The sequence below is a fragment of the Curvibacter sp. GW821-FHT01G03 genome (genome assembly GCF_059422285.1).
Genome location: NZ_JBWKWP010000002.1, coordinates 329,311 through 344,966, shown reverse-complemented (window position 1 = coordinate 344,966; position 15,656 = coordinate 329,311). Strand labels below are relative to the sequence as shown.

15 protein-coding genes are annotated in these 15,656 nt (G+C 66.5%); 3 read left to right on the top strand and 12 right to left on the bottom strand.

Annotation, left to right across the window (positions count from 1 at the left end):
• Nucleotides 1-31: 31 nt before the first annotated feature.
• The 4 genes from AC07VS_RS03750 to AC07VS_RS03735 form a co-directional block, all read right to left on the bottom strand.
• Nucleotides 32-1,006 (bottom strand): Bug family tripartite tricarboxylate transporter substrate binding protein, encoded by a 975-nt coding sequence (locus tag AC07VS_RS03750; protein WP_492346923.1) that lies wholly within the window; start codon nucleotides 1,004-1,006, stop codon nucleotides 32-34.
• Between the two features lie 141 nt (nucleotides 1,007-1,147).
• Nucleotides 1,148-1,405 carry a DUF2783 domain-containing protein gene (locus tag AC07VS_RS03745; protein WP_492346922.1) on the bottom strand — a complete coding sequence of 86 codons (258 nt, stop codon included), beginning with the start codon at nucleotides 1,403-1,405 and terminating at the stop codon, nucleotides 1,148-1,150.
• An 18-nt stretch (nucleotides 1,406-1,423) separates the two neighbouring features.
• On the bottom strand, nucleotides 1,424-3,082 hold the full coding sequence (locus AC07VS_RS03740) for an FAD-dependent oxidoreductase (RefSeq protein ID WP_494750240.1): 1,659 nt from the start codon (nucleotides 3,080-3,082) through the stop codon (nucleotides 1,424-1,426).
• Between the two features lie 42 nt (nucleotides 3,083-3,124).
• Nucleotides 3,125-4,081, bottom strand: coding sequence for an MBL fold metallo-hydrolase (locus AC07VS_RS03735; RefSeq protein ID WP_494656414.1), 957 nt, complete (start codon nucleotides 4,079-4,081; stop codon nucleotides 3,125-3,127).
• A 158-nt stretch (nucleotides 4,082-4,239) separates the two neighbouring features.
• On the opposite strand from AC07VS_RS03735, the gene AC07VS_RS03730 reads away from it, so the two are divergent.
• Entirely contained in the window at nucleotides 4,240-5,040 is an 801-nt protein-coding gene (locus AC07VS_RS03730) for an IclR family transcriptional regulator (RefSeq protein WP_492346919.1), read from the top strand.
• 9 nt (nucleotides 5,041-5,049) lie between these two features.
• On the opposite strand, the gene AC07VS_RS03725 is transcribed toward AC07VS_RS03730, so the two are convergent.
• Complete coding sequence (locus AC07VS_RS03725; RefSeq protein ID WP_494750239.1) at nucleotides 5,050-6,540, bottom strand: amidase; 1,491 nt, start codon at nucleotides 6,538-6,540, stop codon at nucleotides 5,050-5,052.
• A 135-nt stretch (nucleotides 6,541-6,675) separates the two neighbouring features.
• Nucleotides 6,676-8,049: an omega-aminotransferase AptA gene (aptA, locus tag AC07VS_RS03720; protein ID WP_492346915.1), complete on the bottom strand. Its 1,374-nt coding sequence runs from the start codon at nucleotides 8,047-8,049 to the stop codon at nucleotides 6,676-6,678.
• A 111-nt stretch (nucleotides 8,050-8,160) separates the two neighbouring features.
• Between aptA and AC07VS_RS03715 the strand changes: the two genes are divergently transcribed.
• On the top strand, nucleotides 8,161-9,150 hold the full coding sequence (locus AC07VS_RS03715; protein ID WP_494656410.1) for a LysR family transcriptional regulator: 990 nt from the start codon (nucleotides 8,161-8,163) through the stop codon (nucleotides 9,148-9,150).
• 353 nt (nucleotides 9,151-9,503) lie between these two features.
• Here AC07VS_RS03715 and AC07VS_RS03710 read toward each other — a convergent pair whose 3' ends face one another.
• Nucleotides 9,504-9,770 (bottom strand): type II toxin-antitoxin system Phd/YefM family antitoxin, encoded by a 267-nt coding sequence (locus AC07VS_RS03710; RefSeq protein WP_494656408.1) that lies wholly within the window; start codon nucleotides 9,768-9,770, stop codon nucleotides 9,504-9,506.
• A 366-nt stretch (nucleotides 9,771-10,136) separates the two neighbouring features.
• Between AC07VS_RS03710 and AC07VS_RS03705 the strand changes: the two genes are divergently transcribed.
• Complete coding sequence (locus AC07VS_RS03705) at nucleotides 10,137-11,135, top strand: Bug family tripartite tricarboxylate transporter substrate binding protein (RefSeq protein WP_492346911.1); 999 nt, start codon at nucleotides 10,137-10,139, stop codon at nucleotides 11,133-11,135.
• A gap of 24 nt (nucleotides 11,136-11,159) precedes the next feature.
• On the opposite strand, the gene AC07VS_RS03700 is transcribed toward AC07VS_RS03705, so the two are convergent.
• The 5 genes from AC07VS_RS03700 to AC07VS_RS03680 all read right to left on the bottom strand — a co-directional run bounded on the left by AC07VS_RS03700 (nucleotide 11,160) and on the right by AC07VS_RS03680 (nucleotide 15,641).
• On the bottom strand, nucleotides 11,160-12,161 hold the full coding sequence (locus AC07VS_RS03700; protein WP_492346910.1) for a TRAP transporter substrate-binding protein: 1,002 nt from the start codon (nucleotides 12,159-12,161) through the stop codon (nucleotides 11,160-11,162).
• Nucleotides 12,162-12,270: 109 nt separating this feature from the next.
• Nucleotides 12,271-12,978: an ABC transporter ATP-binding protein gene (locus AC07VS_RS03695; protein WP_492346909.1), complete on the bottom strand. Its 708-nt coding sequence runs from the start codon at nucleotides 12,976-12,978 to the stop codon at nucleotides 12,271-12,273.
• Complete coding sequence (locus tag AC07VS_RS03690; protein ID WP_494656407.1) at nucleotides 12,971-13,774, bottom strand: ABC transporter ATP-binding protein; 804 nt, start codon at nucleotides 13,772-13,774, stop codon at nucleotides 12,971-12,973. Before AC07VS_RS03690 ends, AC07VS_RS03695 begins: the two co-directional genes overlap by 8 nt.
• The gene (locus AC07VS_RS03685; protein ID WP_494750238.1) at nucleotides 13,771-14,742 is read right to left on the bottom strand and encodes a branched-chain amino acid ABC transporter permease; all 972 of its coding nucleotides are present in this window, start codon (nucleotides 14,740-14,742) and stop codon (nucleotides 13,771-13,773) included. The genes AC07VS_RS03690 and AC07VS_RS03685 overlap by 4 nt, the downstream gene beginning before the upstream one ends.
• A 26-nt stretch (nucleotides 14,743-14,768) precedes the next feature.
• Nucleotides 14,769-15,641: a branched-chain amino acid ABC transporter permease gene (locus AC07VS_RS03680; protein WP_492346906.1), complete on the bottom strand. Its 873-nt coding sequence runs from the start codon at nucleotides 15,639-15,641 to the stop codon at nucleotides 14,769-14,771.
• Nucleotides 15,642-15,656 lie beyond the last annotated feature (15 nt).

Below are 15,656 nucleotides of genomic sequence, written 5' to 3'. Positions count from 1 at the left end.
CGGCCTCAGGCCGGGCCGCCACTGGCGTGGATCAATCCAGTTTCACCCCCACCTGCTTGATCACGCGGCCCCACTTTTCGCGCTCGGTCTTGGCGTAGCTGGCCATCTGGGCCGGCGTGCCGGGCAGCGGCTCGACGCCCAGGGCCTGCAGGCGAGCCTTGACGGTGGTCGAGTTGAGCGCGGTCTGCAAGGCCTTGCTGAGGCTGTTCACCACCTCCGGCGGGGTGCCGGTGGGCACCACCAACCCCTGCCAGGCATAGCCCTCGAAGCCTTTCAGGCCTTGTTCGTTGAGGGTGGGAACGTCGGGCATGGTGGCCACGCGCTGCGGGCTGGCCACGCCGATGGCCTTGAGCTTGCCGCCATTCAGAAAGGGATAGGCGGTGGCGCTGTCCACCCACATGGCAGGCACCTGACCGCCCACCACATCGGTGATGGCCGGGGCCGCGCCGCGGTAAGGCACATGGGTGAGCTTGAGGCCGCTTTGCTCGCGGAACAATTCGCCCACCAGGTGGTGCGGGCTGCCCGGGCCGGCCGACGCCCAGTTCACGCCATCGGTCTGTGCCTTGGCCCAGGCGACAAACTCTTTGTAGTTGCTGACCGGCACCTGGTTGGACACCACCAGGAACATCGGGAAGCGCACCAACAGGCCCACGGGCTGGAAGTCTTTTTCAGCGCTGTAGCTGAGCTTGCTGAACAGGAAGGGATTGGCCGCCAGGGTGGCAAAGTCGGCCGAGAACACCAGATTGCCGTAGTCCTTGGAACGGGCCGCGTACTCAGCAGCGATGTTGGTGCCCGCGCCGGGCTTGTTGTTGATGATGATGGTGCGACCCAGGCTGGTGCCCATGGATTCGGCAATGGTGCGGGCCACCACATCCGAGCCCCCACCGGCGGCGTAGCCCACCACCCATTCCAGGGGTTTGTCATTGGCAGCGGCCAGGGCGGCGCTGCCCAGGGCCAGGCCCAGCCAGGACGTGGCCAGGGCGGTCAGAAAAGTGTTGCGTTGCATGGTGTTGTCTCCGATTCGGGTGTGGTTTTTGGAATGGCTTGTTGTTTTGATGAGGGCGCAATGCCCCCTGCCCCGCCACGGAAGGCAGGCCAGAGAACAGAGGCGTTGCTGAGCGCCGCTGGGGCGAGGCTGGGCCGGGCCTCAGGCCGCGGCGTGCACCGGGGCCACCGGGGTGATGGCGGCGCGCTCGGGCGCCACCGGCGCCTGGGCCGGCGCGCTGCCGCGGGCCAGCTGCAAAGCATGCTGCAAGGTGTCGGCATCGCCGATGTGGTTGGCCAGCAGCAGCACCAGGCGGGCGTTCATGGCATGGCTTTGCTCGGTGCTGAGGCCCTGGTGGGACTGGATCAGCGCGTCGTAGAAGTCGTCGCAGGCGCCGAGGTTGGCTTGGGTGTTGAGCATGTCGGTGTCTCCAGGGTCTCAGGCGGCGGTGGCCGTCGCGGTCGCGGTGGCCAAGGCGGCGCGCACGGCGGCTTCGGTGGGGGCACGCCAGCGAGCGCTCACGTGCTGGTCAGGGCGGATCAGGTAGGCGGTACCGGGCTGGGCATCCAGGCGCTGGGCCACCAGGCCTTGCGGGTCGAGCAGCTCGTGGCCGATGCCGATGGCCTGCACATGCGGCAGGCCGGCGGCCCAGGCGGGCACGGGGCCGAAGCACAGCAGCGTGAAGTCAGCGCCCAGCTCGCGCAACAGCCAACTGTTCTGACCTTCGGGGCGGCGCACCGGGGCATCGAGCAGCACGGCGCCGGGCACCTGGCGCGGTGCGGCAAACGCATCCCCATCCGGGGTGTTGAGCACCGAGCCCTGCAGCGTGGCCGGCACCGACAGCCGGCCGCTGTTGACCAGACGGCGGGCAAATTCATGCTCGCGCGCCAGGTCCAGGGTGGCGTCGCGGAACAGCCGGCTGATCTCGCTCTTGGGCGTGATGAAGTCGGTGGCCCGGGTGGAGTTGAGGATGTTCTCGTCGGCCGCGTACTCGCGCTCGGGGCCATAGGTGGCCAGCAAGGCCTCGCCGGCGCGGCCCTTGAGCAGCCAGTCGAGCTTCCAGGCCAGGTTCTCGGTGTCTTGCACGCCGCTGTTGGCACCGCGTGCGCCAAACGGTGAAACGCCGTGCGCGCTGTCACCGGCAAAGATCACCCGGCCGTGCACGAAGCGGTCCATGCGCAGGCAGGCAAAGGTGTAGACGCTGGCCCACTCAAGCTCGAACTGCGCGTCATGCCCCAGCAGGGCGCGCACGCGCGGCAGGATGTTCTCGGGCTTTTTCTCTTCTTCGGGGTCGGCGTCCCAGCCGAGCTGGAAGTCGATGCGCCAGACGTTGTCGGGCTGACGGTGCAGCAGCACGCTCTGGTGCGGGTGAAAGGGCGGATCGAACCAGAACCAGCGTTCGGTCGGAAAGTCGGCCTGCATCTTGACGTCGGCGATCAGGAAGCGGTCCTGGAAGATGCGGCCCTTGCTCTCCAGGCCCAGCATGGCGCGCACCGGCGAACGCGAGCCATCGCAGGCCACCAGCCAGTCGGCATCGAGCTGGCAGGCGCCCTCGGGCGTGTCGATGCTGACCCGTGCACCGTCGGCACGCGGCGCCACGGCCGTGACCTTGTTGTGCCAGCGGATGTCGATCAACGGCAGCTGCAGCGCGCGCTCGACCAGGTAGGCCTCGGCGTAGTACTGCTGCAGGTTGATGAAGGCGGGCTGCAGGTGCCCATCTTCGGGCAGCAGGTTGAACTGGTAGACCTGCTGATCGTGGAAGAAAACCTTGCCCACGTTCCAGGACACGCCCTTCTCGACCATGCGCGGGGCCACGCCCAGGCGGTCCCAGATCTCGAGCGCCCGCTTGGAAAAGCAGATGGCGCGCGAGCCGATGGACAGGCGGTAGTCGTTGTCGAGCACCACCACCGGCTGGCCGCGCTGGGCCAGGTCGATGGCCAGGCTCAGCCCGGCCGGGCCGGCGCCCACCACCACCACCGGGTGGCGCGCCGGCGTGGCAGCGTCCTGATCGGCACTGCGCCGGTACGGGAACTCGATGGCCTGCACCTCAGGCCCGGTGCCACGCAGGGCTTCGAAAGGAATGTCTTGGGGGTTCATGCGGCTTGTCTCCTCACACCTGGACTCTTGCGGATTGGGGGTTCAGCCTTCCAGCGACTTCCACATCTGCACATCGCGCTCGGCAGTCCAGATGCGGGGGTCGGGAAACTGGGTGGCTTCGTCGTAGGCACGGGTCACGTCAAAAGGCATGCAGTGGTTGAAGATCACCCACTGGCCGTACTTGGGCTGCAGCTTGGCAAAGGTGGCTTCATAGACCTTGCGCAGGTCCTGGCCTGCGGCGGCACCGGCCTTGACGCTCTCGTACAGATCGCTGATGAAGGCCCGGGTGCCGGCCAGGCCAGCCTGCACCTGCTCAGGCGTCTGCAGCGCAGCGCCACGGCCAGGCACCAGCTTCTCGGGCTTCAGCGCGGCGATGTTGTCCAGGGTCTGTGGCCAGTCCTTGAAATAGGCGTCGCCAGCGTAGGGGGTGGCGTCGAACTCGACCAGGTCACCCGAGAACAGGATCTTCTCTTGCGGCAGCCAGGCCACGGTGTCGCCCTTGGTGTGGCCGCGGCCCAGTTGCAGGATCTGCACCTCGACGCTGCCCAGCCACAGGGTCATCTTCTTGTTGAAGGTCAGGGTGGGCCAGGTCAGGCCTTCGGGCACGCTTTCGACGTTCTGGAACAGGCGCGGAAAGCGGCCGATCTCGCTGTCCTTGTCGAACTGGCCTCGCTCGACGATCAGGTCACGGGTGTCTTCGCTGGCGATGATGTGCTCGGCGCCATAGGCGCTGGCCCCCAGCACGCGCACCGCGTGGTAGTGGCTCAGCAGCACGTACTTGATGGGCTTGTCGGTCACTTCGCGGATGCGGCGGATCACGTCCTGCGCCATCACCGGCGTGGCCTGGGTGTCGATCACCATCACAGCGTCGTCGCCAATGATGATGCCGGTGTTGGGGTCGCCCTCGGCGGTGTAGGCGTAAGCGTGCTCGGACAGCTTGTCGAAGCTCACCTTCTTCACTTCAAGGTCGGCGGCAGAGGCAAAAGTCTTGGTCGTCATGTCGGTCTCGTGGGTGGGTTGAAATTCAACATAGGCAAATTTGTTCGCCTAAACGGAATTCGTTGATCCTAAGCAAAAAATTCATTCATGTCTAAGCCATTCGTTTAAGTGAAAACCCTAGCCCTTTCAGGGGGCCTGCGAGCAAGCACAATCGGGTCATGAGAAGCACAAGCGAAGAAGAACAAGGCCTGGAGCCCGAATCCGGCCCCCGCGCGCCGCGCGGCATCCAAAGCGTGGAAGTGGGCGGCCAGTTGCTCAAGGTGCTGGCCCACACAGGCCGCCGCATGCCCCTGAAAGACCTGGCCCGCGAGGCCGACATGAGCCCGGCCAAGGCCCACCCCTATCTGGTGAGCTTCGGCAAGCTGGGGCTGATCGAACAAGACGGCGTGAGTGGCCACTACGGCCTGGGGCCTCTGGCCTTGCAACTGGGCCTGATCAGCCTGCAGCAGGTCGACCCGGTGCAGCTGGCCAACGCCGAGTTGCCGGCCCTGGCGCAGCGCCTGGGTCACACGGTGTCGGCCTCGGTGTGGGGCGCGCGCGGCCCGACCATCATCCGGGTCGAAGAAGGGCCGACCGCGGTGTATGTGGCCATGCGGCACGGCACCACGGCCTCGGTGCGCCACACGGCCTCGGGCCAGGTGTTTGCGGCCTACCGGCCGCGCCACGACGTGGCCATGGCCCTGGCCAGCGACGGCGACGCCGGCGCCCTGGACGACCCCACCTTTGCCGCCGAACTGGAGCGCGTGCGGCAAACCCGGCTGGGCGTGGTGAACAACCACCTGATCACGGGCATCAGCGCCCTGGCCAGCCCCGTGTTCAATGGCTTTGGTCAGCTGGTGCTGGTGCTGGCCTGCATCGGCCCCAGCGCCACACTGGACACGGCTCTGGACGGGCCGGTGGCCCTGGCCCTCAAGGCCTGCGCCCTGGATCTGAGCCGGCGCCTGGGCGCCACCGGCTAAGGCCGTCTTTCAATCCGCCAGCAAGGGGCTGTGCACCTTCGAGAAGCCGCCCGCCTGGTCGTAGGCGTGGCCCATCTGCAGCACGGCCCAATCGGCCTGGGCCGGGCCGATGATCTGCAGGCCCACGGGCCAGCGCCCTTGCGGCCCGCCCAGGCCAGCCGGCACGCTGAGGGCCGGCAGCCCACCCATCGTGGCCGCGATCACCACCTCCATCCAGCGGTGGTAGGTGTCCATCGTGCGCCCATCCACCTGCGCCGGCCAATGCTGGGCCAGCTCGAACGGAAACACCTGGGCCGAGGGCAGCACCAGGTAGTCATAGCGCTCGAACAAGGCCCGCAGTGCCTGGTACCAGGCACTGCGCACCGCACTGGCCCGGAACAGCTGCGGCCCGCTCAAGGCCAGCCCCCGCTCGATCTCCCACACCGCCTCGGGCTTGAGCTGGGCACGGCGCTTGGGGTCCTCATACAAGGGCGCGTAATTGCCGGACACGGTGAAGCTGCGCAGGTCCAGCCAGGCCTGCCAGACACGCTCGAAATCGGCCTGCGGCAAGACCGGCTCGACCACGCAGCCCACCGCCTCGAAATGGCACAGCGCCTGCTCGCACAGTGGCAGCACCCCGGGCTCAGTGGCCAGATGCCCGCCCAGGTCGCCCAGCCAGCCAATGCGCGTGCCCTGGAAATCACGGGCCAGCGAGCCGGCGTAGACCGAAGTGTCCTGCTGCCGCGTCAAAGGCTGGCGCGCATCAAAGCCTGCCTGCACCGACAGCAGCAAGCCCAGGTCGGGCACGTTGCGCGCCATCGGGCCGCTGACGCCGAACTGCTGGAAGAACACCTCGTCGGCCGGCCCCTGCGGCACGCACCCGAAAGACGGCCGGAAACCAAACACATGGTTGAAGGCCGCCGGCGTGCGCAGCGAGCCCATCATGTCGGAGCCATCGGCCACCGGCAACAGGTGCAAGGCCACCGCCGCGCCAGCACCGCCGCTGCTGCCACCGGCCGATCGGGTCGGGTCGTACGCGCCACCGGTGGCGCCATACACGCTGTTGTAGGTGTGGCCGCCCAGGCCGAACTCGGGCGAATTGGTGCGCCCGATGAAGAGGGCGCCCGCTGCACGCATGCGGGCGAACACCTGGGCATCGGTGCGCGTGAGCTGGCCCTTGAACAGGGGAGAGCCCCGGGTGGTGATCAGGCCTGCGGCCGGGGCGATGTCCTTGGGGGCTTGTGGAAAGCCATGCAGCACGCCCAGGCTCTGCCCGCGACCCAGTTGCTCATCGCGCTCACGGGCCTGGGCCAGCAGGCCCTCGGGCTCCAACGCGGCGACGATGGCATTGACCTGGGGGTTGAGGCGCTCGATGTGGCCTAGCGTGGCCTGCATCAGCTCGACACACGACAGTTCACGCCGGTGGATGGCCTGCGACAGGGCTACCGCATCGAGGGCCAGAGGGGCCGGCAGGGCCACTTGGGCGTCGGTGGAGGCTTGGGGGGTGATTTCAGAGGGCATGGGCTGGGAGCTTAAGCAGGCAAGCCCTGCGGCGCAATGCAGGGGAACGCCAGCAAAAAAGCCCGGGCCTGCCCGTCTTTCGACAGGGCAGGCCCGGGCTCGATGTCGTGCGCTGGCGCGAGCTTGCGCCTTGGATCAGGCGGTTTCGGCCAGGGCGTCGCCCAGGGCGTTGATCAGGCGGTCGATCTCGGCCTTTTCGGTGATGAAGGGGGGTGCCAACTGGATGGTGTCGCCACCGTAGCGCACATAGAAGCCCTTCTTCCAGCAGGCCATGGCCACCTCGTAGGGGCGGCGGGCCGGCTCACCGGGCAAGGCCTGCAGCGTGATGCCGGCGGCCAGGCCGTAGTTGCGGATGTCGGCCACGTGCTTGCTGCCCTTGAGGCTGTGCACGGCGGTCTCGAAGTACGGGGCCAGGGTGCGCACGCGGCCCAGCATGTCTTCCTTTTGCAGCACATCGAGCGCGGCCAGGCCAGCGGCACAGGCCACCGGGTGGGCCGAGTAGGTGTAGCCGTGCGGGAACTCCAGCATGTAGTCGGGGCCGCCCACCGCCATGAAGGTGTCGTAGATCTCCTGGGTGGCCAGCACGGCCCCCAGGGGCTGGGCCCCATTGGTGATCTGCTTGGCGCAGTTCAGGATGTCGGGGGTGACGCCAAAGGCCTCGGCCCCGGTGAAGGCGCCGGTGCGGCCAAAACCGGTGATCACTTCATCAAAGATCAACAGGATGTTGTGGGCGGTGCAGATGTCACGCAGGCGCTTCAGATACCCCACGGGCGGGATCACCACGCCGGCCGAACCCGAGAAGGGCTCGACGATGACGGCAGCGATGTTCGACGCATCGTGCAGGGCAATCATGTCGAGCAGGCGGTCGGCCAACTCGGCACCCGTGGGCGGCATGCCCTTGTAGAACGAGCCGGCGGCCGGCTGGGTGTGCGGCAGGTGGTCGGCTTCGACGCCCTGGCCGAAGATCTTGCGGTTGGCGCCGATGCCGCCCACCGAGATGCCGCCATAGTTCACGCCGTGGTAGCCCTTTTCGCGACCGATCAGGCGGGTCTTGCTGCCCTGCCCCTTGGCACGCCAGTAGGCACGGGCCAGCTTGAGCGACGTGTCGGCCGACTCAGAACCCGAACCGGTGAAGAACACATAGTCAAGGCCGGCCGGGGTCAGCTCCTTGAGGCGGTTGGCCAGGGCGAACGAGCCGGGGTGACCGAACTGGAAGGCCGGCGCGTAGTCGAGCTTGGCGATCTGGCGGCTCACGGCTTCGGTGATTTCGGGACGGCCATGGCCCAGGCCGCTGCACCACAGGCCCGACAGGCCGTCGAAGATCTTGCGGCCATCAGCGTCGGTGAAGTAGGCCCCCTTGGCCTCGACGATGATGCGCGGGTCTTTCTTGAAGCTGCGGTTGGCCGTGTAGGGCATCCAGTGGGCTTCAAGCCACGCGGCATCGGTGCGACCGGCAAAAGAGGTGTCCGGTGCCGGGGTGGCAGAGGGTTCGGCGGCGAGCTGGGTCATGGCGGTCGGGCCACGCGGCGAACGTGGCAGTGTGGGTGAAACAAGTTGCCCATTCTTCATGCCGCCGTTATTCTTGAAAATGGATCAATATCAATACTTACTTCGCAATTTATGCAAGTAAAAAACAACCCACCCCCACCCCCCCCTGCAGCCGAACGCGCCACCAAGAACCGCGCCATCCTGGGCCAGCTCAGCGACATGGACCTGCGCCTGCTGCAGGTGTTCAAGACCGTGGTCGAATGCGGCGGCATGTCGGCCGCCGAACTCGAGCTGAACATCGGCACCTCCACCGTGAGCCGCCATGTGAAAGACCTCGAAACCCGCCTCGGCCTGGTGCTGTGCCGGCGCGGCCGGGCCGGCTTTGCCCTCACCCAGGAGGGCCAGCGGGTGTATGACGAAACCCTGCGCCTGCTGGCCGCCGTGGACGGCTTTCGCAGCAGCGTCGACGACATCCACCACCGCATGGGCGGGCAACTGGAGCTGGCCCTGTTCGACAAGACCGCCAGCAACCCGGCCTCGCGCATCCATGAGGCCATCGCGCTGTTCACCGAGCAGGCCCCCGATGTGAACCTGGTGCTGCGCGTGGCCTCGATCAACACCATCGAGCGCGGCATCATTGACGGCAGCCTGCAGGTGGGCGTGATCCCGGCTCACCGCAGCTCGCCCAGCCTGATGTACGCCGACCTGTTCAACGAAAAAATGCTGCTGTACTGCGGCGCCCGCCACCCCCTGTTCGGGGCCGAGCACAGCGATCTGGACTGGGACAGCCTGCGCCGCTGGCACTTTGCCGGCTTGGGCTACCACTCGCCCAACATGGAGCTGAGCCACCAGGCCCGCCTGTCGCGCCGGGCCACCGGCTTTGACCAGGAGGCCATCGCCACGCTGATCCTGTCGGGCCGCTTTCTGGGCTTTCTGCCCGATCACTATGCCGAGCCCTTCGAACGCCAGGGCCTGATGCAGGCCGTGCAGCCAGAAGCCCTGCACTACGAATGCCAGTTCGTCAGCCTGCTGCGCCGCTCGCCCCAGCCTGGGCGGGCCGCACAGCTGTTTCATGACTGCCTGGTGCGGGCGCATGCCCCAACGACCATGGCCCCAACGTGAGCCAGCACCCGCGTGCAGCGGCGAGAGAAATCACCCCCTCAGCAGCCGCTTGAGCAAATGGGCTCTGAAATCTTGCCGGGTCCCGATGAAGAGGTGAACGATGACCAGACTGTCATCGAACTCGTAGACCAGCCGGGTTTGTCGCACCAGGACGTAGCGGACATGGGACATGCCCAGGTCTGCCAGCCATTCAATGGGGTTTCCAGCTTGGGGTGCTTGCTGAATGCGCCTGAAAGCGTCCTGATACTCTTAGTGGACGGCACGCCAGACGGTTTGGCCAAAGTTCTGCTTGACGTATCGCTGGATGTCTTTGAAGTCTTCTTTGGCGCTGTCCAGAACGACGACACGGTGCGTCATGCCCCCTCATCCATCTCATCGAGGAAGTCTTTGGCCTCACTGAAATGCCCTGCTTTGAACTCGGTCCTGCCCAGGGCCAACAGCTTGAGCAGGGCCATCGTCTCCTGCTGTTTTTCATACTCGGCAATGTCCATCACCACCATCTTGGCCTCGCCGTTCTGGGTGATGATGATGGGCTCGGGATTGACAGAAAACCCTTTGACAATGTCCGCCGCATTCGACTTCAAGTAGGTGATGGGCCTGATCTGGGTGGCAAGGGACATGGCAGCTCCTGGAAATCCTGGCCGGCCAGAATACGATCCATATTCAGACCCGTCAATCCGACACCCGCTTGAACTGCAAGGGGCTGAACGTCAAACGCGCCCCGCCCAAGTGCACCGCTCAGCCCAAATGCACCGCTAAGCCCAATTACGGCCAGGCGGCCTGTTGCTGAGGCCAGAAGGTCTCTCGCGGCCCCAAGCACCGCTTGACCCGAGTCAAACCCTGGAATTGTCAAATTTCATAAGACAGACCGTCAATTTTTCCTCCGATTGTCAAACACAGTTTATTGACCAACAATCGGCCGGCCCCGGGGCCCACCAGACGTCTGCCGGTCTTTGCGGGGCGCCTTCCCCCTTCGAGAGACAAGCATGACGACAAGCCACCCGACCCTGAACCGCCGGCAGTTGCTGGCCCTGGCCAGCGCTGCCAGCGTGGGCAGCCCCCTGCCAGCGCTGGCCCAAAGCAAATACCCAGGCGGCAAGCCGGTGACCGTGGTCGTGCCCTTTGCCGCTGGCGGCACCACCGACATCCTGGGCCGGCTGATGGCCCGCCACCTCGGCAACCGCCTGGGCGGCACCGTGATCGTGGACAACAAGGCCGGCGCTGGCGGTGGCATCGGAGCCGCGGTGGTGGCCAAGGCCGCCCCTGACGCCTACACCCTGCTGATGGGCACCATCGGCACCCACGCCATCAACCAGTTCCTTTACAAGAAGCTGGCCTACGACCCGGCACGCGACTTCGCCCCCCTGGGCCTGGTGGCCAAGGTGCCCAACGTGCTGGTGGTGCACCCCAGCCAGCCCTACAAGACCGTGAAAGAGCTGATCGCCTACGCCAAGGCCCACCCGGGCAAGGTGACCTATGCCTCGGCCGGCAATGGCACCTCCATCCACCTGGCGGGGGCTTTGTTCGAGCAGATGGCCCAGGTGGACATGGTGCACGTGCCCTACAAGGGCAGCGCACCGGCGATTGCCGACCTGCTGGCAGGCCAGACCTCGTGCAGCTTCGACAACCTGCCCTCGGCCCTGCCACACATCAAGTCGGGCGCCTTGCGTGCCATCGCTGTCACCGGCTCGGCCCGCTTTCCGAGCCTGCCCCAGTTGCCCACCATCGCCGAAAGCGGCCTGCCCGGTTACGACGCCACCTCGTGGTTCGGTCTGTGGGCGCCCGCCGCCACCCCGTCAGAACTGGTGGCCCGCCTCAATGCCGAGATCAACCAGATACTGAACCAGGCCGAGGTGCGCCAGCAGATGCTGGAGCAAGGCGCCGAAGCCGCCCCCGGCACCCCCCAGCAATTCAGCAGCTTCATCCAGGCCGAAGCCGCCAAGTGGTCGAAAGTGGTTCAGACGGCCAACGTGCAGCTGGACTGAACGAAAACCCCGGCTGAGCCGGTATCACCCGCCGCGCCGGGCGTAGTAGCCCAACAAGGCCTGGGTGCCGGTGATGCCGGCCTTCTGCGCCCATTCGCGGCCGAAGCGTTCACCCAATTGGTCCAGGGTGCGGCGCAGTTCGGCGGTGGGGGGCACCACCTGCACACGCTGTTCAGCCAGTTGTTTCTTGGCCGCCTCATCGGCGCTGCGGGCCAGTTGCCAACCCTGGGTTTCGGCTTGTTTGGCGGCCTCCAGAAGGCTCTGACGCACCGCCGGGCTGAAGCCATTCCAGACCTTATCGCTGACACAGACCATGTTCTTGGGAATCCAGGCGCGCAGGTCCACAAAGAACTTCATGGCCTTCCAGGCCTGGCTGTCGACCCCGGTGGTGCTGGAGGTGAGCATGGCGTCCACCTGGCCGGTCTCGATGGCCTTGGAGAGGTCTTGCGCCGCAATGGTGGTGGCCGTGGCGCCCGACAATTCGGCCAGGCGTTTGGTGGCGTCGTTGTAGACGCGAAAGCGCAGGCCCTTGAGGTCACCCAGCTGATTGACCGCGCTGCGGCTGTAAAGGCCCTGGCCCGGCCAGGGCACGGCATACAGCACACGCACACCGTGGCTGAGCATCTCGTCGCTCACCGCCTTGCGCGAGGCCTCCCACATGTGGGCCGCATCTTCAAAGCCCCGAACCATGAAAGGCAAGGAGTCGATGGCCAGCAGCGGGTACTTGGCACCGTAGGAGGACATCAGCACCTCACCAAAGGCCAACTCCCCCTGCGCCAGCGCCGGCAACACCTCGGCCATGGGCTTGAGCTGGGAATTCACCCCCAGCTCGACAGGCGAGCCTGCGATCTCGGCCACACGGCGAGCAAACTGACGCAGGTTCTGGGTATGGAAGACCGCGTCGCCATAGGCACCGGAAAAGCGCAGGGCGGATGTTGGGGCCTGGGCCAGGACTGAGCCACTGCCGAGCAGCGCAGCCCCCCACAGCGAAGCCAGCGCCTGACGGCGCGCAATGCAATCGGACACGGGAAAACCCTCGGTTGAAACGCTGCGGCGATGATACGACCCGTCAGCCGAAAAGCACCGACTGTCGGCCGTCAAGTGTGGAAAACGGCCGCTTTCAACGCCCCCCATGTCAGCGACGCGCCACACCCAGCAGTTGATCCAGCAAATCGGGCCGCTCGCTCAAGGCCTGGGCGCTGTCGCGGTGCACCACCGTGCCGTGGTCCAGCACCACCGCCACATCGGAGATCGCCAGGATGGCCTGCGGGTGCTGCTCGACGATGATGGCGCTCAGCCCTTCGTCGCGGGTGATGGCCCGGAGGGCCCGCAACAACTCCTCCACGATGATGGGGGCCAGGCCCTCCAGCGGCTCGTCAAGCAACAGCAGCCGCGGGTTCAGCACCAGGGCACGGGCCACGGCCAGCATCTGCTGCTCGCCACCCGAGAGCTGGGTACCCAGGTTGCCCTGACGCTCGGCCAGACGCGGAAACATCTGGTAGGCCCGTTCGGGCGTCCAGGGGCCGGGCCGGGCCACGGCCGTGAGGTTCTCATGCACCGTGAGCGACTTGAAGATGTTGCGCTCTTGCGGCACCCAGCCGATGCCAGCGGCGGCCCGTTCGTGGGGCTTGAGGCGGTTCAGGGCCTGGCCGCCCAAGCTGATGCGGCCCGCATGCTGACGCGTGGCGCCCGCCAGGGTGTTCATGAAGGTGGTCTTGCCGGTGCCGTTGCGCCCCAGCAGGGCCAGGGTCTGGCCCTCGTCCAGGCGCAGCGACACCTCGTGCAACACCACGGCCTCGCCGTAACCAGCGCTCAGGTTCTCGACGTTCAGCAACTCAGCCATGGGCGTCTCCGTGGCCCAGGTACACCGCCTTGACCTGGGGATCGTTTGCAATCACCTCGGGCTCACCCTCGGTCAGCACCGTGCCATTGACCAGCACCGTCATGCGGCGGGCAAAGCTGAACACCAGGTCCATGTCGTGCTCGATCAGCAGCACCGACACATCGGCCGGCAGCGCTGCCACGGTCTGCAGCAGTTCGTCACGTTCACCCGCCGGCACGCCGGCCACGGGCTCGTCCAGCAGCAGCACGCGGGGCTCGCAGGCCAGGGCAATCGCCATCTCCAGCAGGCGGCGTTTGCCGTAGGCCAGCACCCGCGTGGGTTGATGCGCCACATCGGCCAGGTGGAACTGCACCAGCAACTGCTCGGCGCGCTCCACCACACCACGGTCGCGGCCCAGGGCCTGCCACCAGCGGCCGCCCTGGCCGCGCTGCTGTGACACCACCAGGCTCAGCGTCTGCAGCGGGCTCATGCTGTCGAACAACTGGTTGATCTGGAAGGTGCGCACCAGGCCGCGCTGCACCCGAAGGTGCGGCGCCAGGGTGGTGATGTCCTGGCCATCCAGCCACACACTGCCCTCGGAAGGGGCCAGCACGCCGGTGAGCTGGTTGATCAAGGTCGTCTTGCCGGCCCCATTGGGGCCGATCAGCGCATGACGGGCCCCCTGGCGCAGTTGCAGCGACACCTGGTTGGTGGCGGTGATGCCGCCAAAACGCATCACCAGAGAGCGCGTCTCCAGCACCACCGGGGCCTCTGGCCGAGTGGTCTCGGCAATGGCTTCGTAGTAGGCAGCGCTCATCGCGGGCCCCCTTGCGCACGACCACGGCCGAACCAGGTCCAGGGGCGCAGCAGCCGCTCACGCCCCACCAGCACCAGCAAGACCAGCAGCAGGCCGATCCAGAACATCCAGTACTGCGGCGTGATGGCCGAGAGGCTGTCCTGCAGCAGTTTGAAGACGATGGCCCCGACGACCCCGCCATACAACCACCCCACCCCGCCAATGACCAGCATCAACAGCACATCGGCCGATCGGTCAAAAGCCAGCACATCGAGCGAGGCAAAGCCCGTGGTCTGCGCCAGCAGGGCCCCGGCCACGCCGGCCACGCCAGCCGCCACGGCATAGACCAGCACCAGGCGCTGCACCACCGGGATGCCGATGGCCATGGCGCGCAGGCGGTTGTCACGGATCGCCATCAGCGTGGCCCCAAAGGGGGAATGCACCAGGCGGCGCATCAGCACGAACAAGAGCAAGGCCACGCCCAGCGAGTACCAGGCCGCCACCTGCCCCATCAGATCAAACTCGAAGTAGCCCAGCACCGGGCCCATGGTCACGCCCTGCAAGCCATCCGCGCCACCGGTCAACCAATCAAGCTTGTTGGCCAACTCCAGCAAAATCAGCGCGGTGCCCAGGGTCACCATCAGCCGGGTCAGGTCGGTGCCACGCAGAATGGTGACACTGCACAGCGCCCCCAGCGCCGTGCACAGCACGGCGGCCACCAGCAGCCCCAGCGTGGGGTCGGGCATGACCAGCTTGGCAAACAAGGCGGCCGAATAGGCGCCAAAGCCGAAGAAAGCCGCATGGCCCAGCGAAACAATGCCGGTGTAGCCCAGGATCAGGTCCAGCGACATGGCAAACAAGGCCACGATGGCGATCTCGTTGATCATCAACGCGTGCGAGGGCAGCACGGCCGGCGCGGCCAGGGCGGCGGCCCAGACCACGAACTCCCAGGCCCGGGGTCGCGAGCGGCGCAGCAGGGTCGCCTGCATGTCAGAAGCCGTGTTCGGGCGGTGCATCAGCGGCCCCCCCGGCGGGTGAACAGCCCCTGCGGGCGCCACAGAAGAATCATGATCATGAGCGTGTAGACGATGAAGGCGCCCAGTTTGGGAATGAAGTACTTGCCCGCCACATCGGCCACGCCCAGCAGCAGCGCGGCCAGCAAGGGGCCGGTGATCGACGAGGTGCCCCCCACCGAGACCACGATCAGAAAATAGATCATGTACTTGAGCGGGAAGGTCGGGTCCAGCCCCAGCACCTCAGCCCCCAGCGCGCCGCCGAGGCCCGCCAGGCCCGAACCCACGGCAAAGGTGAGCAGAAAGATCTGGTTCACATTGATGCCCAGGCCGGCGGCCACGCGTGGGTCGTCCACCGCGGCGCGCAGCCGGCTGCCAAAGCGGGTGCGCGTGAGCACCAGCTGCAACACCACCGTGAGCGCCGCACACACGGCAATGATGAACAGGCGGTAATGGCCCATGCCCAGTTGCAGCAGGCCATCGCCCCATTCGGTGCGGCCACGCAGCCACTCGGGCAGTTGGACGTTCTGCTGGCTGGAGCCGGCAAAGTAGTCCACCCCGGCCACCGCCATGAAGGCCAGGCCAATGGAGAACAACACCTGGTCCAGGTGGGGCTTGCTGTACATGGGCCGGTACAGCGTGCGTTCCAGCAAGGCCCCCATCAACCCGGCGCCCACAAAGGCCAGCGGCAGGCAGGCCAGAAACGGCAGGCCCAGGCGCTGCATGGCCATCACCGTGATGTAGCCGCCGGCCATGGCGAAGGCCCCATGGGCCAGGTTGATGAAGTTCATCAGACCCAGCGTCACGGCCAGGCCCACGGCCAGCACAAACAGCAGCATGCCGTAGGCCACGCCGTCAAAAAGAATCGTCAACACGGCGGCGCTTCCCCC